This is a genomic window from Amycolatopsis camponoti (genome assembly GCF_902497555.1).
In the GTDB taxonomy this organism is placed as follows: domain Bacteria; phylum Actinomycetota; class Actinomycetes; order Mycobacteriales; family Pseudonocardiaceae; genus Amycolatopsis; species Amycolatopsis camponoti.
Window position 1 is genome coordinate 3,987,643 of record NZ_CABVGP010000001.1, and the last position, 19,580, is coordinate 4,007,222.

The 19,580-nt window shown below is 71.4% G+C and carries 22 protein-coding genes; 7 read left to right on the plus strand and 15 right to left on the minus strand.

Features of this window, described 5'->3' with window-relative positions; translation table 11 throughout:
* Window positions 1–167: 167 nt before the first annotated feature.
* Window positions 168–317 carry a RidA family protein gene (locus AA23TX_RS18815; RefSeq protein WP_338422501.1) on the plus strand — a complete coding sequence of 50 codons (150 nt, stop codon included), beginning with the start codon at window positions 168–170 and terminating at the stop codon, window positions 315–317.
* Here the strand turns inward: AA23TX_RS18815 and AA23TX_RS18820 are convergent.
* The 3 genes from AA23TX_RS18820 to AA23TX_RS18830 form a co-directional block, all read right to left on the minus strand.
* Window positions 314–1,297 carry a YdcF family protein gene (locus AA23TX_RS18820; RefSeq protein WP_155543802.1) on the minus strand — a complete coding sequence of 328 codons (984 nt, stop codon included), beginning with the start codon at window positions 1,295–1,297 and terminating at the stop codon, window positions 314–316. The two genes, AA23TX_RS18815 and AA23TX_RS18820, sit on opposite strands and share 4 nt — an antisense overlap.
* An 85-nt stretch (window positions 1,298–1,382) precedes the next feature.
* Window positions 1,383–2,894 (minus strand): catalase, encoded by a 1,512-nt coding sequence (locus tag AA23TX_RS18825; protein ID WP_155543803.1) that lies wholly within the window; start codon window positions 2,892–2,894, stop codon window positions 1,383–1,385.
* Window positions 2,891–3,328, minus strand: a complete 438-nt coding sequence (locus AA23TX_RS18830) for a Fur family transcriptional regulator (protein WP_155543804.1) — start codon at window positions 3,326–3,328, stop codon at window positions 2,891–2,893. The genes AA23TX_RS18825 and AA23TX_RS18830 overlap by 4 nt, the downstream gene beginning before the upstream one ends.
* 105 nt (window positions 3,329–3,433) lie before the next feature.
* Here AA23TX_RS18830 and AA23TX_RS18835 point away from each other — a divergent pair, with 105 nt between their 5' ends.
* On the plus strand, window positions 3,434–3,796 hold the full coding sequence (locus tag AA23TX_RS18835) for a DNA polymerase ligase N-terminal domain-containing protein (RefSeq protein ID WP_230862563.1): 363 nt from the start codon (window positions 3,434–3,436) through the stop codon (window positions 3,794–3,796).
* Here the strand turns inward: AA23TX_RS18835 and AA23TX_RS18840 are convergent.
* Genes AA23TX_RS18840 through AA23TX_RS18865 form a run of 6 tightly spaced genes read right to left on the minus strand, consistent with a single transcriptional unit; the run spans window position 3,778 to window position 9,964 of the window.
* Window positions 3,778–4,527, minus strand: a complete 750-nt coding sequence (locus AA23TX_RS18840; RefSeq protein ID WP_230862564.1) for a DUF998 domain-containing protein — start codon at window positions 4,525–4,527, stop codon at window positions 3,778–3,780. The two genes, AA23TX_RS18835 and AA23TX_RS18840, sit on opposite strands and share 19 nt — an antisense overlap.
* 56 nt (window positions 4,528–4,583) lie before the next feature.
* A complete protein-coding gene (locus tag AA23TX_RS18845) occupies window positions 4,584–5,450 on the minus strand; it encodes an NAD(+)/NADH kinase (protein ID WP_155543806.1) in 867 nt (288 codons plus the stop codon).
* A 30-nt stretch (window positions 5,451–5,480) separates the two neighbouring features.
* Window positions 5,481–6,956 carry a flavin-containing monooxygenase gene (locus tag AA23TX_RS18850; RefSeq protein ID WP_155543807.1) on the minus strand — a complete coding sequence of 492 codons (1,476 nt, stop codon included), beginning with the start codon at window positions 6,954–6,956 and terminating at the stop codon, window positions 5,481–5,483.
* The gene (locus AA23TX_RS18855; RefSeq protein WP_155543808.1) at window positions 6,953–7,798 is read right to left on the minus strand and encodes an SDR family NAD(P)-dependent oxidoreductase; all 846 of its coding nucleotides are present in this window, start codon (window positions 7,796–7,798) and stop codon (window positions 6,953–6,955) included. Before AA23TX_RS18855 ends, AA23TX_RS18850 begins: the two co-directional genes overlap by 4 nt.
* Entirely contained in the window at window positions 7,782–8,672 is an 891-nt protein-coding gene (locus AA23TX_RS18860) for an alpha/beta fold hydrolase (protein ID WP_155543809.1), read from the minus strand. The genes AA23TX_RS18855 and AA23TX_RS18860 overlap by 17 nt, the downstream gene beginning before the upstream one ends.
* Window positions 8,669–9,964: a cytochrome P450 gene (locus AA23TX_RS18865; RefSeq protein WP_155543810.1), complete on the minus strand. Its 1,296-nt coding sequence runs from the start codon at window positions 9,962–9,964 to the stop codon at window positions 8,669–8,671. Before AA23TX_RS18865 ends, AA23TX_RS18860 begins: the two co-directional genes overlap by 4 nt.
* Before the next feature lie 85 nt (window positions 9,965–10,049).
* Between AA23TX_RS18865 and AA23TX_RS18870 the strand changes: the two genes are divergently transcribed.
* Window positions 10,050–10,637: a TetR/AcrR family transcriptional regulator gene (locus tag AA23TX_RS18870; RefSeq protein WP_155543811.1), complete on the plus strand. Its 588-nt coding sequence runs from the start codon at window positions 10,050–10,052 to the stop codon at window positions 10,635–10,637.
* Window positions 10,638–10,650: 13 nt separating this feature from the next.
* Here AA23TX_RS18870 and AA23TX_RS18875 read toward each other — a convergent pair whose 3' ends face one another.
* The 5 genes from AA23TX_RS18875 to AA23TX_RS18895 are packed head-to-tail and all read right to left on the minus strand — an operon-like array spanning window position 10,651 to window position 14,546.
* Window positions 10,651–10,929, minus strand: a complete 279-nt coding sequence (locus AA23TX_RS18875; protein ID WP_155544522.1) for an HPr family phosphocarrier protein — start codon at window positions 10,927–10,929, stop codon at window positions 10,651–10,653.
* A gap of 11 nt (window positions 10,930–10,940) precedes the next feature.
* A complete protein-coding gene (locus tag AA23TX_RS18880) occupies window positions 10,941–12,392 on the minus strand; it encodes a PTS fructose transporter subunit IIC (RefSeq protein ID WP_155543812.1) in 1,452 nt (483 codons plus the stop codon).
* Between the two features lie 2 nt (window positions 12,393–12,394).
* Window positions 12,395–12,847 carry a PTS sugar transporter subunit IIA gene (locus tag AA23TX_RS18885; protein WP_155543813.1) on the minus strand — a complete coding sequence of 151 codons (453 nt, stop codon included), beginning with the start codon at window positions 12,845–12,847 and terminating at the stop codon, window positions 12,395–12,397.
* A complete protein-coding gene (gene pfkB / locus AA23TX_RS18890) occupies window positions 12,844–13,788 on the minus strand; it encodes a 1-phosphofructokinase (protein ID WP_155543814.1) in 945 nt (314 codons plus the stop codon). Before pfkB ends, AA23TX_RS18885 begins: the two co-directional genes overlap by 4 nt.
* Window positions 13,785–14,546, minus strand: coding sequence for a DeoR/GlpR family DNA-binding transcription regulator (locus AA23TX_RS18895; protein ID WP_155543815.1), 762 nt, complete (start codon window positions 14,544–14,546; stop codon window positions 13,785–13,787). Before AA23TX_RS18895 ends, pfkB begins: the two co-directional genes overlap by 4 nt.
* A 103-nt stretch (window positions 14,547–14,649) precedes the next feature.
* On the opposite strand from AA23TX_RS18895, the gene ptsP reads away from it, so the two are divergent.
* From ptsP to AA23TX_RS18910, 3 genes are all read left to right on the plus strand, one after another.
* Window positions 14,650–16,212: a phosphoenolpyruvate--protein phosphotransferase gene (gene ptsP, locus AA23TX_RS18900; RefSeq protein WP_155543816.1), complete on the plus strand. Its 1,563-nt coding sequence runs from the start codon at window positions 14,650–14,652 to the stop codon at window positions 16,210–16,212.
* A 4-nt stretch (window positions 16,213–16,216) separates the two neighbouring features.
* Complete coding sequence (locus AA23TX_RS18905) at window positions 16,217–16,627, plus strand: cupin domain-containing protein (RefSeq protein WP_155543817.1); 411 nt, start codon at window positions 16,217–16,219, stop codon at window positions 16,625–16,627.
* A gap of 94 nt (window positions 16,628–16,721) precedes the next feature.
* Entirely contained in the window at window positions 16,722–17,765 is a 1,044-nt protein-coding gene (locus AA23TX_RS18910) for an alcohol dehydrogenase catalytic domain-containing protein (protein WP_155543818.1), read from the plus strand.
* On the opposite strand, the gene AA23TX_RS18915 is transcribed toward AA23TX_RS18910, so the two are convergent.
* Window positions 17,762–18,736 carry an SEFIR domain-containing protein gene (locus AA23TX_RS18915; RefSeq protein ID WP_155543819.1) on the minus strand — a complete coding sequence of 325 codons (975 nt, stop codon included), beginning with the start codon at window positions 18,734–18,736 and terminating at the stop codon, window positions 17,762–17,764. The two genes, AA23TX_RS18910 and AA23TX_RS18915, sit on opposite strands and share 4 nt — an antisense overlap.
* A gap of 249 nt (window positions 18,737–18,985) precedes the next feature.
* On the opposite strand from AA23TX_RS18915, the gene AA23TX_RS18920 reads away from it, so the two are divergent.
* Entirely contained in the window at window positions 18,986–19,576 is a 591-nt protein-coding gene (locus AA23TX_RS18920; protein ID WP_230862565.1) for a TIR domain-containing protein, read from the plus strand.
* Window positions 19,577–19,580 lie beyond the last annotated feature (4 nt).

Below are 19,580 nucleotides of genomic sequence, written 5' to 3' on the forward strand. Positions count from 1 at the left end.
TGTGTATCGAAGTCGGCGTCGATGTCCGGCTGGGGCGTGGTCGTGAGTGAGAAACAGTGTTCTAACCCTGTTTCTCACTCACGACCGTCTGGGACTCGGGAGCCGCTGAGGGGGCCGGGCCGGAGCACCTCGTCAAGCTGCTGACGCTGGTCGCGGGCACCGAGCACTTGGACGGCTACCGCGCGGCGCAGGCCGAAGCCTTCACGAACTGGTTCCCCGACGGCGACTACCCCGCGCAGACCCTCGCGGTCGTGGTGGGCCTCGCGCGCCCGGAGTACGCCGTGGAGGTCGAAGCGATCGCCGCCGTGCCCGCCTAGGCGAAGATCGCCAGCGCCAGCCCCGTGCCGATGATCAGCGCGCACGCCGCGATCGTCGTGCGCCGGTAGTGGAGGATCAGGGCCGCGAACTCGCGCAGCAGGGCGCTCGGCAGGAAGTAGCGGGCCGTCGGTGCTCCCGCCGCGTCGAACGGGAGGCCCAGGCGGCGGCACTCCACCGCCGTCCGGAACACGTGGTAGTTGCTGGTCACCGCCAGGACCCGGGGCGGACGCACGCCGCCGGGCAGCAGCTCCGCCGAGAACGTCAGGTTCTCCTCGGTCGTCGTCGCACGGTCTTCGCGGCGGATCCGCTCGGCCGGGATTCCCCGCGAGGACAGGTATTCGTCCATCGCCGCGGCTTCGGTCGTCGTCTCGCCGGGCCCGCGGCCGCCGGACACCACCAGCAGCGGGGGTGCCGGTTCGCGTTCGTACAGCCGGATCGCGCGGTCGAGCCGGGCGGCCAGCAACGGCGTCACACGGTCGCCGTCCAGGCCGCAGCCGAGCACGATGATCGCGTCGAAGCCCGTGCGGCGCCGCAGCCTGCCGTAGAGGATCGAGTACCCGAGCAGGGACGCGAACAGGAACCCGAAGTAGCACGCGAGCACCGTCGCCGTCGCCACCACGGCCGAGCCCCAGCGGCCGAGCGGCACGAAAAGCAGTCCCTCGAGCACCAGCATGCCGACGCCGAGCAGGAACGAGAGCAGGTTCGCGAGACTCCGGCCTTCGCGCCGCACCATCCGGACGCCGTTGACGACCAGCGCCGCCGGCAGCAGCAGCGCCACGATCGCCACCACACCGGCCAGGATCGGGGTCAGCCACTCCAGGTGCAGGGCCGCGCGCAGCAGCCACAACCCGGCCAGCAGCAACGCCACGCCGAGCCAGACGGCGTTGCCGAGCCGGCGCGGCTCGCGGAGCAGCCGGATCGCGAACACCAGCAGGGCCGCCGTCGCGCCACCGGGCAACACGGCATCGGTGACGCTCACCCGGCCTCCCCTTCCCCCGAAGGGGCCAAGGTAGAGCACGCGGACCCGGCGGGCGTCCACCGGGTCCGCGTCCGCTCCCGCGTCGTCAGGCCTTGCGCTGCATGTTCGAGCGCGCCGGGTTGCCCTGGTCGGCGGCCTTCGGGTCCTTCTCGTCCTGCTTGGCGCGGACGCCCGACTCGATCCGGTCGCCGAGGTCCTTGTCGACGTTGCGCCAGTAGTCGAAGGCCCGCAGCAGCACCGGTTCGGAGACGCCGTTGAGCAGGTGCCCGACGATGTTGTCGACGAGGCGGCCGCGCTGGTCGTCGTCGAGCACCTCGCGGACCATCGTCCCGGCCTGGCCCCAGTCGTCGTCGTCCTCGCGCAGCGTGTAGGCCGTGCGGACCATGTCGCCATCGGTGTGCCAGCCCGCCGGCTGCCCGTACCGGGCGACGTCGGCGTGGGGGCCGCCCTTGGAGTTCGGCGCGTACACCGGGTCGGACACCTTGGTGTACCGCATCGCCCCGTCCTTGCTGTAGCTGTGCACGGGGGCGACCGGGGCGTTGACGGGCAGTTGCTTGTAGTTCGCGCCGATCCGGTAGCGGTGGGCGTCCGGGTAGGAGAACAGCCGCCCGAGCAGCATCTTGTCCGGGCTGGCTCCGATGCCCGGCACCAGGTTGCTCGGCTCGAACGCCGCCTGCTCGATCTCGGTGTGGTGGTCGGTCGGGTTGCGGTCGAGCGTCATCCGGCCGACGTCGATCAGCGGGTAGTCGCCGTGCGGCCACACCTTCGTCAGGTCGAAGGGGTTGAACCGGTAGGTCTTGGCGTCCTCGAACGGCATGACCTGCACCTTCAGCGTCCAGCTCGGGTGGTCGCCGCGCTCGATCGCCTCGTAGAGGTCACGCGTGTGGTAGTCGGTGTCGGCCGACGCCATCTGGTCGGCCTCGTCCTGGGTGAAGGTCTCGACGCCCTGGTCGGTCTTGAAGTGGTACTTCACCCAGAAGCGTTCGCCGCCCGCGTTGACCCACATGTAGGTGTGCGAGCTGTAGCCGTTCATGTGACGCCACGTGCGCGGGATGCCGCGGTCGCCCATCAGCCAGGTGACCTGGTGCGCGGACTCCGGCGACAGCGTCCAGAAGTCCCACTGCATGTCGTGGTCGCGCAGGTTGTTGTCGGCGCGGCGCTTCTGCGAGCGGATGAAGTGCTGGAACTTCAGCGGATCCCGGATGAAGAAGACCGGGGTGTTGTTCCCGACCATGTCGTAGTTGCCCTCGCTGGTGTAGAACTTCACCGCGAAGCCGCGCGGGTCGCGCCAGGTGTCGGGGCTGCCGCGCTCGCCGGCCACGGTCGAGAACCGGATCAGCAGGTCGGTCTTCGTGCCGGGCTGGAACACGGCCGCCTTGGTGTACGCGCTGACGTCGCCGGTCACCTCGAAGTGCCCGAACGCGCCGCTGCCCTTGGCGTGCGGCTGCCGTTCCGGGACGCGTTCGCGGTTGAACTGCGCCATCTGCTCGATGAGGTAGTTGTCGTGCAGCAGGATCGGGCCGTCGGGCCCGACGGTGAGGGAGTGTTCGTCGCTCTCGACGGGGATTCCCGCGTCGGTGGTGGTCGGGTCGGTCACGGTGTTGCCTCTTTCCGGGAAGTGGTGGCACGGCAGCCGGGGCAGACGCCCCAGAAGACCACTTCCGCTTCGTCGACCAGGAAGCCGTGTGCGTCGTCAGGGGTCAGGCACGGGGCGGCGCCGACCACGCAGTCGACGTCCTCCGTCCGCCCGCAGCGACGGCACACGACGTGGTGGTGGTTGTCCCCGGCCCGCCGTTCGAAACGGGCCGGGTGTCCCGGCAGTTCGATCCGGCGGATCAGGCCGGCCGCCGCGCACGCGCCCAGGACGTCGTAGACCGCCTGGGTGGACACGGATCCCAGCACCGAGCGGACCCCGGTGCCGATTTCGTCCACTGTGGAATGAGGATGCGCGGCCAGCCACGTGAGCACCGCCTGCCGGGGCGCGGTGACGCGCAGGCCGGCGGCCCGCAGCGTCGTGGTCACATCGCTCATGACACCCCACCGTGCGCGCTCTTCTGGATCGGGTCAAGTCCTCGGATGGACGGTTTGGACGGCCGGAAAACGGGTAGATGCGCGGCCGTCTGGCATGGTGGAGGGGTGAAACCGGCCTTCGTGCTGCACGAGCACTGGCGCCCGCGGCACCACTTCGACCTCCGGCTGGAGGAGGACGGCGTGCTGCGGTCGTGGGCCGTGCCGCGCGGCCTGCCGCCGGACGCGACCGGCAACCGGCTCGCGGTCGCGGTGCCCGACCACGCGATGGACCACCTCGCCTACGAGGACGACACGAAGAAGGTCGCCGACACCGGCTGGTGGGAGGAGCACGACCGCACGGAGAAGCGGATCCTGTTCACGCTGCACGGGCGGACGGAGTCGGTCCGGTACGCGCTGATCCGCACCGACCGCGACTGGCTGCTGCACCGGACCCGCGAGCAGCCGCCGGCTCAGGCCGCCCGGAGCTGACCGCCGGCGCGCATCGCCCGGTGGGCCCAGTGGCCGAGCACGGCGAGCAGCGCGATCTCCAGGACCATCATCAGGCGCTCCACCAGGCCGGTCGCGACCGTCGGGAGGTGGCCGCCGAGGACGACGTTCACGGCGAACGGCACGATGAACGGCAGGTAGAACGGGATCGCCGCGAGTGCGAGCCGCCGCGACCAGGTCGCGAACCGGCGCCAGCGCGGGTCGTCGCGGTGCCGGCGGCCCAGCGACCAGCCGACGATCGGCAGGCTGAGGCACGTCACGGCCGAGGCGTACAGGTGGATCTTGCCGGTGGCCGTGATGGCGCCGCCCTGCGGATCCTTGGCGAAGACGGCGACCGCGAGCAGGCTGACGCACCACAGCGCCTTCGCCGCCACCAGCGCCGGGTTGGCCAGCAGGCCGCGGCGGTAGAGCGCGACCAGCAGCAGCGCCGAGCCGGTGCTGGTCAGCAGCAGGGCCGCGTCCCACATCCAGCGGCCCGGGCTCAGCGCGTAGTCGCTGAGCATCGAGCTGACCGGGTCGAGCGGCGCGAGCCGCCGGTCGACGTGCAGCACGACGAGCAGGGCCATCGCGGCGGCGAGCGTGACCAGCGCGCCCGGCACGAGCAGCCGGGCGGGGAGTGAAGGGCGGACGGGCGAGGACAACAGCATGTAAGGGGACACTCCCGGACGGCTCGGCTGGTTCAGGCGCAAGCCGAGGACGCTACCTGTGACCATTCCGTGATCATCGCGGGACGCGCCCGAGATGTGACATGGGCCACCGGGAGGGGCCGTCAGTGGTCTCCGGCCTGGGGGATCTCCGCCGAGTCCGTGAGCCGGAGCTTGCGCCGCGCCCGCTGGTAGAACGTCGTCATCCCGAGCCGGACCACCCGCGCCGCGCTGGGGCGGGCGTGCAGGTCGAGGCGGTCGCCGGGGGAGACGTACCCCTCGACCTGGCCGTCGACCTCCACGGCCAGCCGGCCGCTGGTCGGCAGCAGCTCCAGCGTCACCTCGTCGTGCACCGAGAGCACGATGCCCCGGCTGTACGCGGAGTGCGGCGCCGCGGGCGTGACCAGCAGCGCCTCCACCGACGGGCTGGTGATCGGGCCGCCGGCCGAGAAGCTGTACGCCGTCGAGCCGGTCGGGGTGGCGACGACCACCGCGTCCGCCGAGTAGCTGACGAACTGCTGGCCGCCGACGTGCACCGCGACCACCGCGCTGCCGTCGCCGGGCACGCGCACCACCGCGATGTCGTTGAACGCCGTGATCCGGCGTCCCTGCAGCACGGCGTCCACGGCCAGCCGCGGCTCCACCGTGAACTGGTGGTCGTCGATGGCCGAGAGCGCGCCGGGCAGGTCGGGGACGTCGACCTCGGCCAAGAAGCCCAGCTTGCCGAGGTTCACCCCGAGCACCGGCGCGCGCTGCCCGTCGGCCAGCCGCATGGCCCGCAGCATCGTGCCGTCCCCGCCCAGGCTGACCACGAGGTCGGACCGCCGGCCGAGTTCTTCGGGCGTCACCCCGATCGCCGCGCAGTTCAGGCGGACGATCTCGTCGGCGATGCCGAGGATCTCGATGTTCCGGTTGCCGGCCCAGCCGAGCACGGCTTCGACGGCGGCCGCCGAGTCGCGGCGGGGGTGTAGCACGAGTCCCGCGGAGTGCATGTCAGCGGCTCCGGACGGGTGAAGTGAGCGTCATGCGCTCAGTCTGCCCGCTCCCGCCTTCCGTCGCGAGAAGCGGAGCGCGCCGTCGTCGATCCGGCCGTGCCGCAGCTTGACGACGTCGTGCGCGTAGCTCATGCCGAGCGTCCACGGCGCCCGCGAGCCGGCCTTCGGGAACTCGTCGATCGACCGCAGCACGTACCCCGCGTCGAAGTCGAGCAGCGGCCGCTCGGTGACCGCCGGGTCGTCGTTGACCGGCACGCACTGGTCGTACCCGCCGCGTTCGAGGTGGCGCAGCAGCCGGACGAAGTACTCGCCGACCAGGTCGGCCTTCAGCGTCCAAGACGCGTTCGTGTACCCGATCGTGAAGATGAAGTTCGGCACGCCGCTGAGCATCATCCCCTTGTACGCCATGGTCTCCGGCAGCTTGACGGGGTCGCCGTCGACGACCAGGTCGATGCCGCCGAAGGCCAGCAGCCGCAGCCCGGTGGCGGTGACGACGACGTCGGCGTCCAGCTCGTCGCCCGATTCGAGCCGGATGCCGGTCTCGGTGAAAGAGGCGATCCGGTCGGTGACGATCGAGGCGTCGCCGCGCTTGATCGAACGGAACAGGTCGCCGTCCGGGACCAGGCACAGCCGCTGGTCCCACGGCTGGTAGCGCGGCTTGAAGTGGGTGTCGACGGCGTACCCGGGCGGCAGCTGCTTCATCGCGGCCTTGCGGATCATCGCCTTCACGACGCCGGGGCGGCGCCGGCTGAGCTGGTAGATCAGGGTGCTCACCGCGACGTTCTTCCAGCGCGCGATCGGGTACGCCAGCTTGGGGCCGAGCAGCCCGCGCAGCCGGTTGGCCAGCGCGTCCTCCGAAGGCAGCGACAGGATGTAGGTGGGGGAGCGCTGCAGCATCGTCACGTGCTCCGCGCGGTCGGTCATGGCCGGCACCAGCGTCACGGCCGTCGCGCCGCTGCCGATCACGACGACCTTCTTGCCGGCGTAGTCCAGGTCCTCGGGCCAGTGCTGCGGGTGCACGACCGTGCCGCCGAAGTTCTCGATGCCGGGGAACTCAGGCGTGTGGCCGCCCGCGTAGTCGTAGTAGCCGCTGCACAGGTAGAGGAACTTCGCGGTGAACCGCACCGGCTCGCCTTCGTGGGTCGCCTCGACCGTCCACTGTGCGTCCTCGGTGGACCATTCGGCGCGGACGACCTTGTGCCCGAACCGGATGTGCCGGTCGATCCCGGCGTCGGCCGCGGTGTCGCGGACGTACTGCAGGATCGACGGGCCGTCCGCGATGGCCTTCTCGCTGGTCCACGGCCGGAACCGGTAGCCGAGGGTCTGCATGTCCGAATCGGACCGGACGCCGGGGTAGCGGAACAGGTCCCACGTGCCGCCGATGGCGTCGCGGGCTTCGAGGATCGCGTACGTCTTGTGCGGGAACGCCGTCCGCAGGTGGTGGGCCGCGCCGACGCCGGACAGGCCGGCCCCGACGATCAGGACTTCGACGTGCTCGGTCATCGCACGGCCTCCGTCCGCCGCGGGCGCCTCATCAGGCGCGTGAGCACGGCGTTGTAGTGGGTGGGGGTGACGCGGGCGAGCGCGTCGAACAGGTAGGCGTCGGGGCCTACGAGGATCCGGGCCTTGCCGCGGTCGACGCCGGCGTGGATGATCGCCGCGGCCTTGTCCGGCGACGTCATCGTCATGGCCTCGAATTGCGCGGCCATCTCTTCGCGGCTCCGGCCCAGCCCGGTGGGGTCGCGGCGGACCCGGGCGTTGCGCGCGATGTTCGTCGTGATGCCGCCCGGGTGCACGGTGATCGCGCGGACGGCGCTCTCGGCCAGCTCCTGCCGCAGGGAATCGGTGAAGCCGCGGACGGCGAACTTCGCCGCGCAGTAAGCGCTTTGGTAGGGCATCCCGAGCAGGCCGAACACGCTGGAGGTGTTGACGATCGCGCCTTCGCCCTGCTCGGTGAGGATAGGAAGGAACGCCCGCGTCCCGTGCACCACCCCGCGGAAGTTGATGTCGTGCAGCCAGTCGTCGTCCTCGGGCACCGCGTCGAGCACGGATGAGGTGACCGCGACGCCGGCGTTGTTGAAGACGGCGGCCAGCGGAGCCGGGAGCCAGTCGCGGACCTCGCCGGCGAACCGGAGCTGGTCTTCGGCGTCGCGGACGTCGAGCACGCGCGTCAGCACCTTGCCGTGCAATGCCGACGCGGTGGCTTTCAGGCCGTCTTCGTCGACGTCGGCGATCGCGACGGGCGAGCCGAGCCGGGACAGCCGGGTGGCCAGTGCCCGGCCGATGCCGGACGCCGCGCCGGTGATCACCACCGGGCGGCCGGTAATGCTACGGGGCCGTGACATCGCTGCTCCTCACGTGCTTGTCGATGAGGTCGAGCAGGGTGGGCCACGCGCCCTCGGGCAGGTCGTGACCCATGCCGGGAACGGTTTCCAGACGGGCGCCGGGAATCGCGCGGGCCGTGGCGGCGCCGCCGGTCGGGTGGACCATCCGGTCGCGGTCGCCGTGGATCACCAGCGTGGGCGCGGTGATCTTGCGCAGCCACGCCGTCCGGTTGCCGGACTTGAGGATCGCGCCGAGCTGACGGCCCACGCCGCCCGCCGTCGGGTCGCGGTCCCAGCCCGCCCCGGCCTTCTCGCGCACCCAGGCCTCGTCGAACGGGAAGCCGTGCGAGCTGATGTGCCGGAACATCGTCACGGCGCTTTCGATGGCCTCCTCGCGGGACTTCGGCGGCTTCGCGCCCATCAGCCGCAACGTCGAGAACGCGGGGCGGCCGATCAGGCGGGACCCGGTCGTCGACATGATCGACGTCAGGGTCCGGACGCGCACCGGGTGCAGCGCCGCCACCGTCTGGGAAATCATGCCGCCCATGGACACACCGGCGATGTGCGCGGTCTCGATGTCGAGCGCGTCGAGCAGGCCCACGGTGTCGGCGGCCATGTCCTTCAGGTCGTACTGCTCCGGCGGGAAGCGGCCGGCGAACATCGCGGGCAGGCTCGACGGCCGGAAGCGCGGGTGCGTGGAGCGTCCGGCGTCGCGGTTGTCGAACCGGACGACCTCGAAGCCCCGCTCGGCGAGCCGCGCGCAGAACGCGTCCGGCCAGCTGTGCAGCTGCTGGCCGAGCCCGGCGACGAGCACCAGCGGCTCGGCGCCGCGGTCCCCGATCCGTTCGTAGGCCAGGGAAATGCCCCGGCCGGCGTCGGCGATCTCTTCGGTCACGCAGCTCCTCCGGTGTTCCGGCGGCGCACGATCGCGCGCCCGCCCTTGGCCGGGGCGTAGGCCACGCCCCGGGAGTGCCAGCGCTCGCCGCGCTCGGCGGTCGGCACGAGGTCGAAGTCCCGCAGCAGGGTCCGCAGCACGACGGTCATCTCCATGGTCGCGAACGCGGCGCCGAGGCAGCGGCGGGTGCCACCGCCGAAGGGGATCCACTGGTAGAGGTCCGGGCGCGCGCCTGCGAAGCGGTGCGGGTCGAAGGTGGCCGCGTGCGGGAACACCGCGTCGTCGTCGTGGATCAAGGCGATGCTGACGAGCACCGCGTACCCCTTCGGCAGCGTCCAGCGGCCGAGGCGGTAGCCGTCCTGCTTGACCTGCCGGGCGGTCAGGTCGATGACCGGGCGGGTGCGCTGGACCTCGAGGATCGTGGCGTCGAGGAGCTTCCCGTCGCCGTTCTTCAGTTCTTCGAGCAGCGCGGGGTGGCGGCGGAGGCGCTCAACGGCCCAGGCCAGCGTGGTCGCCGTGGTTTCGTGGCCGGCGGTGAGCAGGGTGAGGAGCTGGTCGGCGATCTCGTCGCGGCTCAGCCCGGATCCGTCGTCGTAGCGGGTCTGGAGCATCATCGAGAGGACGTCGTCTTTTTCTTCGACGCGGGCCTTGGCGATGAGCCGGTCGACGATGGCGTCGTATTCGCGGCGCATCCGTTCGAAGCGGCGCCACGGGTTGAAGCGGCCCTTCTTGGAGATCGGCGCGACGGCCAGCCGGGACCCGAGGGTGACGAACGGCGGGAGCAGCTCGCGCAGCGCCGCGAACTCGGCCCCCTCGGCGCCGAACACCGCGCGGAGAATGGCGTTGAGCGTGATCCGCATCATCGACGGCAGGGTGGCGAACGCCTTTCCGTCCGGCCAGCTTTCCAGCTCGCGAAGGGTTTCTTCCTCGACGATCTTCTCGTACGCGGCGAGCCGGCGGCCGTGGAAGGGCGGGACGAGGAGCTTGCGCTGCCGTTTGTGCTCGTCGCCGGCCAGCGCGAACATCGAGTGCGGGCCGAGGACCCGGCCGAGGTTGACCTCGAGGTTGTCGACGAGGTCCGGCCCGGAGGTGAAGAGCTGCTTGATCTCGGCCGGGTCGCTGATCACGACGGCGTTGCCGAAGATCGGGACGTTCACCGTGAAGGCGTCCCCGTAACGCTCTTTGAGCCGCCGCATGCCGCGCAGCGGTTGCGTGAGCGCGTAGGCGCCTTGGACGGCCCGGGGCGCGGTCGGCCCCGGCGGCAGCGTCACCGCGGTTGTCGTGGTCGTCATCGACCCTCCCGGAAAGGTGGTACGCGGACGTACCGTCGGTACGGTACGCCGGTGTACCATCGCCTTTCAAGAGGAGGGCTGTATCTTGACTTCCGTGGACGTCGACACGCGCCGGTTCCGGCAGCGCCTGCTCGACGGGCTCGCCGCATCGATCACCGAGAACGGCTTCCGCGACACGACGGTCGCCGAAGTGGTCCGCCGCGCCAAGACGTCCCGCCGGACGTTCTACGAACACTTCTCCAGCCGCGAAGAATGCCTGATCGCGTTGCTGGCCGAGGCGAACCGCTCGATGATCCAGCAGATCTCCGACGCGGTCGACCCGGGCGCGCCCTGGGCGCTCCAGGTGCGGCAGGCGATCGAGGCGTGGATCGCGTGCGCGGAGTCCGAGCCGGCGATCACGCTGAGCTGGATCCGCGACGTCCCGGCCCTGGGAGCCCCGGCCCGCGACCTCCAGCGCGACGCGATGGAGGGGTTCATCGCGATGACCCAGCGCCTGACGGACACACCGTCGTTGCGCGCGGCGGGGATCAGCCCGCCGTCCCGCCAGCTGGCGATCATGCTCCTGGGCGGCTTGCGGGAGCTGATCGCGACAACCGTCGAGGACGGCGGGCGAGCGGGCGATGTCACGGAGGTCGCGGTGCGGGCGTCGCTCGCGCTGCTCGGCCCGGCTTGACCCCCGCCTGCCGTTACGCGTCCAGGTCCTGGGCGATCAGCTCCGCCAAGGCGTCCACGGACTCCCGGGCCGAGTCACCGTCGGCGGTCAGCTCGACCTCGTCTCCGTGACCCGCCCCCAGCGTCATCAACCCGAGGACGCTGGCCGCGTCGACCGGGTCTCCGGCCACCCCGCCGGTGATCTTCGCAATGCGAACCTTCGCGGCCTGACCGGCGGCCGCGCGAGCGACCAGGCCGGCCGGGCGGGCGTGCAACCCGACCGTGCTGGCGACGAGCGTGCGGCGTTGGTACACAGTGGACTCCTTCACGCGTTGACGGTCTGACCGGACACGGCGGCGGAACGTTCGGATGCGCGGAACCGGACCTGCTTCAGCGCGATCACCGACCCGGCGGCCACCAAAGTCCCAGCGATCAGCGCCACCAGGAACAGCAGCGGGCTGCCGATCAGCGGGAGCACGAAGATCCCGCCGTGCGGGGCGCGCAGCGTCGCGCCGAACGCCATCGACAGCGATCCGGTGACCGCCGAGCCGAGCATGATCGACGGGATCACGCGGAACGGGTCCGCCGCGGCAAAGGGGATCGCGCCCTCGGTGATGAACGACGCGCCGAGCAGCCAGGCCGCGCGGCCGTTCTCGCGTTCGGCTTCCGTGAACAGCTTCCTCCGCACCGTGGACGCGAGCGCCAGCGCCAGCGGCGGCACCATGCCCGCCGCCATCACCGCGGCCATGATCTGCAGCGACGCCGTCGCGCCGGTGGTCAGCCCGCCGACCGCGAACGCGTACGCCGCCTTGTTGACCGGCCCGCCCATGTCGAACGCCATCATCAGGCCGAGCACGGCGCCCAGGAGCAGCGCGCTCGCTCCGCTGAGGCCGTTGAGCCAGCTCGTCAGGCCCGAGGTCGCCGCCGCCACCGGCTTGCCGACCACGACGTACATCAGCACACCGACCACAATGGACCCGAGCAGCGGGTAGACGACCACCGGCATGATGCCGCGCACCGCCTTCGGCACCTGGATCTTCTTCAGCGCCATCACGACGCCACCGGCCAGGAGACCCGCGACGAGGCCGCCGAGGAACCCGGCGCCCACGGTCACGGCGATCGCGCCACCCACGAAGCCGGGAGCGATCGCGGGGCGGTCGGCCATCGCGAACGCGATGAACCCGGCCAGCACCGGCACCAGGAAGTCGAAGGCGGCACTGCCGATCTGGAACATCAGCGCGGCCCAGCCGGCGACCGACCCCGCGTCGAAGTGCTCGGTGACCTTCGGCGCGTCGACGATCTTGTAGCCGCCCAAGGCGAAACTCAGCGCGATCAGCAACCCGCCCGCCGCGACGAACGGGATCAGGTAGCTGACGCCGGTCATCAGCCACTGGCGGACCTTGGTACCGGGCTTGTCGTTCGTGCCGACCTTCGAGGTCAGCTCCGGGGCAGCAGCGGCCGCGGGGGCGGGTTCGCGGGCCGCGGCCTTCGCGCGTTCGAACAACCCGGCGGCGTCGTTGATCGCGGCCTTGACCGGCGCCTCGACGATCGGCTTGCCGGCGAAGCGGTCCCGGCCCTGCACGGCGAGGTCCGCGGCGAAGATGACGGCGTCCGCGCTCGCGATGTCTTCGGCGGACAGCGGCTCGGACCCGGCCGAACCCTGCGTCTCGACGACGATCGTGTCGCCGTTGGCCTTCGCGGTCTGCTCCAGCGACTCGGCGGCCATGTACGTGTGCGCGATCCCGGTGGGACAGGCGGTGATGGCGACGAACTTCATGGTCAGGACACCTCCTGGCGGATGTAGTCGGCGACGGCGTCGGCGTCAGTGGCGTCGAGGAGGTGCTGCTTGAACTCCGCCCGGACGAGCCGGCGGGCGAGGGCGGCCAGGACCTTGAGGTGGTCACTGCCGCCGCCTTCGGGCGCGGCGATGAGGAAGATCAGCGTCGCGGGGCCGTCCGGCGCGCCGAAGTCGACGCCCGCGCGGCTGCGGCCGAACGCCAGCGTCGGCGCGGTCACCGCGGCCGAGCGGCAGTGCGGGATGCCGATGCCGCCTTCGAGCCCGGTGGCCATCTGCTCTTCGCGCGCGGCGACGTCCTTGAGGAAGAGGTCGAGGTCGGTCACCCGCCCGGCGGAGACGAGTCGCTCGGCGAGCGAGCGGACGACGGATCGCTTGTCGGTGGCGTCGAGTTCGAGGTCGACCAGGTCGGCGGTGATCAGGTCTGGGGTGGTCATGCGGCGGCTCCGCTGAGGGTGAGGGTGGGGTCGGCGTCGAGCACGCGCACCTGGTCGGGGTGCACGTCGTGCGGGGTGGGCATGCGGCTGCCCTCCTGCGTGACCGCGGCGGTGCCGTAGGCGACCGCGGTCCGCAGGGCTGTGGGGCCGGTTCCTCCCGCGTGGAGGAACCCGGCGAGTGCGGCGTCTCCGGCGCCGACGGTGCTGCGCACGGCGACCAGCGGGCCGAGCGCGTGGCAGGTTTCCGTGTCCTCGACGAGAACCGCGCCGTGGGCGCCGAGGCTGACCAGCACGCGGCCGACGCCGCCGGAGATCAGCTCGCGGCAGAAGGCGACGACGTCGCCGAGCAGCGGCAGCGGGTGCCCGGCGAGCTCGATCAGCTCGTCGAGGTTCGGCTTGAGCAGGTCCGGCCCGCCTTCGCAGGCGGCCGCGAGCGGCGCGCCGGAGGAGTCGACGGCGACCTTCGCGCCGGCGTCGTGGGCGAGTTTCGTCAGGCGCGCGTAGAAGTCGTCGGGCACGCCGGCCGGGAGACTTCCGCAGCACACCAGCCATTCCGCGCGCGCGGCCAGCTCGACGGCGCGGCGTTCGAGGGTGGCGAGCTCGGCGGGGGAGATCGCCGGGCCCGGTTCGTTGATCTTCGTCGTCGTGCCGTCGGCTTCGACGAGCGTGATGTTGCTGCGGGTCGTCCCGGCGATCGGCACGGCGACGACCGGGACGCCTTCGGGGGCGAGCAGGTCGGCCAGGCGTTCGCCGACCAGGCCGCCCGCGGGCAGGAGCGCGACGGTCGGCGTCCCGGCGGCGGCCAGCGCGCGGGCGACGTTGACGCCCTTGCCACCGGGGTCGAGCCGGACGGCTTCGGCCCGGTTGACCTCGCCGCGGCGCAGGTCGGCCAGCCGCGCGGTGCGGTCGAGGCTCGGGTTCGGGGTCACGGTGACGATCACGCCAGCACCACCTCCGGGCCCGCCTCTTCGAGCTCGGCCACGGCGCCCGCGTCGAGGCCGCTGTCGGTGACCAGGACGTCGATCTCGGCCAGCCGCGCGAACCGGCTGAGCTGGTCGGTGCCGTACTTGCTGTGGTCGGCCAGCAGCACCCGCTTGCGGGCGGCGGCGACCACCGCGGCCTTCACCGCGGACTCGGCCATGTCCGGTGTGGTGCAGCCGTGTTCGGCGGAAAAGCCGTTGGCGCCGAGGAACGCGACGTCCACGAGCAGGCCGTCGAGGGCGTGCAGCGTCCAGGCTTCGACGGCGGCGAGCGTCGTCCCGCGGACGCGGCCGCCGAGGATGTGGAGCGTGATGCCCGGGCGGGTGGCCAGGATCGACGCGACCGGGATCGAGTTGGTGATCACCGTCAGCTCGCGATCGGCGGGCAGGAGCGTCGCGAGCCTGCTGGTCGTGGTGCCCGCGTCGAGAAGGATCGAGCCGCGCTCGGGGACCAGGGCCAGCGCGGCCCGGGCGATCGCGTCCTTCTCGGCGGCGTTCGTCTGGTCCCGTTGCGCGACTTCGGGTTCGAAGTCGAGCCGGTCGACCGCGACCGCGCCGCCGTAGACACGGCGGACGACGCCCTGGCGTTCGAGGACGCCGAGGTCCCGGCGGATGGTCTCGGGGGCGACGCCGAGTTCGGTGGCGACGTCGTTGACGTCGACCCGGCCGTCGCGCCGTGCGCGTTGTGCCAGGAGCTGATGCCGTTCGGCGGCGTACATGCCCGTTCCTCTCCGATGTTTGCCCGTTGCAGTTTGATTGTGCCCGTTGTTACCGTAGTGTCAATCCCTGGTTACTAGATCTTTTTCTCCCGGAGGTCTCGCCATGCAGTTGTCCGGAGTCGGAGTCAGCCCCGGCCGGGTCGCCGGTCCCCGCGTCGTCGTGGTCGCTGACCTGCGGGAACCCGCGTCTTCGCCCGTGCCGGACGATCTTCGGGCGGAAGCGGGCAAGATCGGGTCCGCGGCGGAGTCGGTCGCGGCGTCGCTGTCCGATCGTGCCCGTTCCGTGTCCGGCGATGCCCGATCGGTCCTGGAGACGACGGCGGCGATGGCGTCGGATCCCGCTTTGCTCGCGTCCGCGGAAAAGCGCGTTCTCGACGGTTCGCTGCCCGCACCGCGCGCGGTGTGGGAGGCGGCGGGGGAGTTCATGACGGCGCTGCGGGCGGCCGGCGGATACATGGCCGAACGCGCCGCGGACGTCGCCGACGTGCGCGACCGGATCGTCGCTTCCTTGTCGGGCCTGGCCCCGCCCGGCGTCCCGGAGCTGACGTCGCCGAGTGTCCTCGTGGCGCGCGACCTCGCGCCGGCCGACACCGCCGGGCTCGACCCGGACCTCGTGCTCGCGCTCGTGACGGAGGAGGGCGGGCCGACGAGCCACACCGCGATCCTGGCCCGGGCGCTGGGGATTCCCGCTGTCGTCGCGTGCGCCGGCGTGCTCGGCCTCGCCGGACCCGGCCTGGTCGTCGACGGTTCGGCGGGCACGGTTTCGCCGTCCGACGGCCGGGTGGTCGCCCCGGCGCGGACGTCCCGCCCCGAATGGGACGGGGTCGGACGGCTCGCCGACGGCCACCGCGTGAAGCTGCTCACCAACGTCGGCTCGGCGTCGGACGCCCGCGCCGCCGCCGCGGCCGGAGCGGAAGGGATCGGGCTCTTCCGCACGGAATTCTGTTACCTGTCGGCGACCTCCGAGCCGACGGAGTCCTCGCAGCGGGCGGCCTACGCGGCGGTGCTGGAGCCGTTCGCCGGCAAACCGGTCGTCGTCCGGACCCTGGACGCCGGTTCGGACAAGCCGCTCGCGTTCCTGGACATGGGTGCGGAACCGAACCCCGCGCTGGGGGTCCGCGGCTTGCGGATCGCGTTCGACCGGCCGGATCTGCTGGACCGCCAGCTGACCGCGATCGTGGCGGCCGCGGCCGACACCGGCGTCGAGCTGTCCGTGATGGCCCCGATGGTGGCGACGGCGGCGGAAGCGGCCTGGTTCGCTTCGCGGGCGCGTGCGGCGGGAATCGGCCGCGTGGGCGTGATGATCGAGATCCCGGCGGCGGCGTTGTGCGCCGCGGAGATCCTCGCCGAGGTCGACTTCGTCTCCTTGGGCACGAACGACCTGGCGCAGTACGTGTTCGCGGCGGACCGCCAGCTCGGCGCGGTGGCCGCGCTCAACGATCCGCACCAGCCGGCGTTGCTGCGGCTGGTCGGCATGGTCGCGGAAGCCGGTGCGGCGGCGGGGAAGCCGGTCGGGGTGTGCGGCGAGGCGGCGGCGGACCCGGCCTTGGCGCCCGTGCTGGCCGGGCTGGGTGTCACGTCGCTGTCGATGAACGCCGTGGCCTTGGCGGGAGTGGGCGCGGCGCTGCGCGCGGTCGACCTCGCCGCGTGCCGCGCGTTAGCTTGAGGGCATGGAAAGCGACAACAGCCGGAGCGTGTTCGACGTCCTCGCCGAGGCCGCGGCCCTGCCCTCGACCGCCACGACGATGCTGGTGGACAAGTACTTCGTCGACAAGCCCGCAGCCAGCGCGCGGATTTTCCGGATCTACCGCGAAGTTCCGCTCCACTACCACGAGGAGTGCGACGAACACCTCTACCTGCTCAGCGGCGGCGGCACGTTCCACCTCGACGGCGAGGAGTTCGAGGCGCGGCCGGGGATGTTCCTCTGCTTCGAACGGCGGAAGGTCCACGGTTTCCCCCGGATCGCCGCCGAACCCCTCGTCGTGCTGGCGATCGACGTCCCACGGCGGCGTCCGGACGACATCGTCTTCGTCGACCCGGCCGAAGGTGACGCCCGGACGTTCATGGCCCGCAATGCCTGAATCTCAAATTGCGACAGCCGGGCGCCCGCCGCGGTCCTAGCGTCGGGGACGGCCGTGCCCGGCCACGGGAGCCGGGCGGCCGACGGAGGCGACGATGAAGGCGCTGGTCTACCACGGTCCGGGTGCGAAGGCTTGGGAAGACGTCCCGGACGCCACCGTCCAGGAACCGACCGACGTGGTCGTGCGCGTCGACACGACCACGATCTGCGGCACTGACCTGCACATCCTGCAGGGCGACGTCGCCGCGGTCACCGACGGCCGGGTCCTCGGCCACGAAGCGGTCGGCACGGTGACCGCGGTCGGCGACGCGGTCCGCGCGTTCGCGGTCGGCGACCGGGTGCTGGTCCCGGCCATCACGCAGTGCGGGCGCTGCGAGTACTGCGGGCGTGGGATGCCGTCGCACTGCCAGACGGTCGGCGGCATCGGCTGGATCTTCGGGCACCTCATCGACGGAACGCAGGCCGAGCTGGTGCGCGTGCCCTTCGCGGACACGTCGCTCTACGCGGTCCCCGACAGCGTCACCAACGAGCAGGCGATCTTCCTGGCCGACTCCTTGCCCACGGGGTACGAGGTCGGCGTCCTGGCCGGCCGCGTCCGCCCGGGCGACACGGTGGCGGTGGTCGGCGCCGGCGCGGTCGGGCTGGCGGCGATCCTGACCACGGGCCTGTGGGGCGCGTCGAAGGTGATCGCGGTGGACTCCGACAAGTTCCGCCTGGAGAAGGCGCTGGAGTTCGGGGCGACGGACGCGTTCGAGGCGGGCCCCGGTGTTCTCGAGGACGTCCGGTCCTTGACCGACGGGCTCGGCGTGGACGTGGCGATCGAGGCGGTCGGCTACCCGGAGACGCTGCTGACGGCGGCATCCCTGGTCCGCCCGGGCGGCCGCATCGCGAACATCGGCGTGCACGGCGTCCCGGTCGAGCTGCCGATGCAGGACATGTGGATCCAGAACCTGACGCTGACGATGGGCCTGGTCGACACGGCCTCGATCCCGACACTGCTGAAGATGGTGGCATCGGGTCGCATCCCGGCCGAGCGGATGGGCACCCACCGGTTCACCTTCGACCGGATGGACGAGGCCTACGAGGTGTTCGGCAACGCCGCCGCCAACTCGGCGCTGAAGGTGGTCATCACCCCCTAAACCACGGTCGGATCGCCGAGGGCGAGCTCCGGTGGCCGCCCTCGGCGGGGCGTGACGCCGATGGCCGCGGAGCCGAACGAGGACGACGGGACGCCCGGGCGCGACATCTCGAGCCGGAGCTTCAGGCCGCCGGTGACATCGAGGTCGATCTCGGCCGGCTTCCCGACCGCGACGTCGTGTTCGGAGCGGGGCTTGCCGTCGAGGAGCACGCGGACGTGGCCGACCTGGAAGCGGTCGGCCGCGTCGTCGAGCACCCCGGCCACGGTCGAGAACCGCTGGTACTGGCCGCCGAGGTCCAGTTCGACGAACCCCGGCCCGGTGGTCGCCGACGTGGTGGGCCGGAGCACGATGCTGTTCTCGTACCGCACCTCGTCGATCGACGCCGCACCGCGCCGCACGCCTTGGCTGGCACACATCCACGGCAGGTCGCTCGCGAGGATCGGCTGCGGCTCCGAGGATCCGCCGAGCCACCGGCCGCGCGGCGGCTCCGGGTACCGGCCCCGTCCGGTGATCGCGGCGAGCAGGTCGGCGACGCCCTCGTCGGTGAAGTCCTCGATCTCGTACCGCGTCATCGAGTACGGGTTGAGGAAGGCGGGGATGTCGTCGATCGACCCGCCGGGCAGGACGACGGGCAGAATCCGCCGGGTGCCGTCCTCGATGTCCTTGGTCACCTTGTTGCGGAGCAGGGCGGTCTCGTACTGGGCGCCGCGCCCTTCGTCCGGCGGCGCGTCGCCGTCGGCGCGCGCCCGGTAGAGGGGAGACGCCACGGCCACGATGAAGTCCGCGGCCGTGATGTTCCGGGTGGCCCACAGCGACCAGTCGATGCGGTGGTTGTCGTCCCACTGGTCGAGCACGACTTCGAGCCCGATCCGGGCGCGCAGGAACGTCGCGAACCTCCGGACCTGGTCCTTGTGCTCCTGGGTGTCGTGCGAATAACTGAAGAACACCCTCGGTGCGGCACGCTCGGACATCGGGTTCCCCTCGGGATCGGTCGGTGATTCACCGATCCGGGAGATCGGTATTCAGGAAACCTTCGCGGCCTGGTTCTCCGCTCAGGTCTGTCATCTATCCGTACCTGGAACAGTTGTCAAGATGCATTTACGGGTGGCATTTGAGGGGTGGCCAGTTATTGTCCTGGATCTGTCAGGTTTACCGCCTTCTTTGCCGGTGCGATGGCGATCTAGGATCGGATCCGCCTGGTGGGGAGCGGTGAAGGAGCGATGGCACGGGTGTACGAGTACGACGTGTTCATCAGCTACCGGCGCACCGCGGGGGATCTGTCGGCATGGGTCAAGAACCATTTTCACCGGCGGTTGTCCGAAGCGCTCGACAACACTCTCTACCGGGACGTGAAGATTTTCTTCGACGACCACGTCCGGACCGGGGGGAACTGGCCCGCCACGGCGCGGGCGGCTTTGCAGCGCGCCCGGGTACTGGTGCCGGTCTGCTCCCCGAAGTACTTCAAGGACGAATGGTGCCTGGCCGAGTGGCATTCGATGGCGGCACGCGAGACCCTGGCCGGCCGGACGTCCGGCGACCGCCCGACGCTGATCTACCCGGTGATCTTCTGCGACTCGTGGAACTTCCCCGCCTGGGCCCACGAGCGGCGCATGAAGGACCTGCAGGAGTGGAACTTCCCCTACGAGCACTTCCAGGCCGCCCAGGCCTACCTCGAGTTCCACCAGGAGATCGGCCAGATCGCGAAGGAGCTGGAAGAGCTCATCGAGCGTGCACCGGAGTGGCGGGACGACTGGCCGGTGCGCACCCCGGTCCCGGACCCGCCGTCCCCGGTGCGGATACCGAGGTTCTGACGGG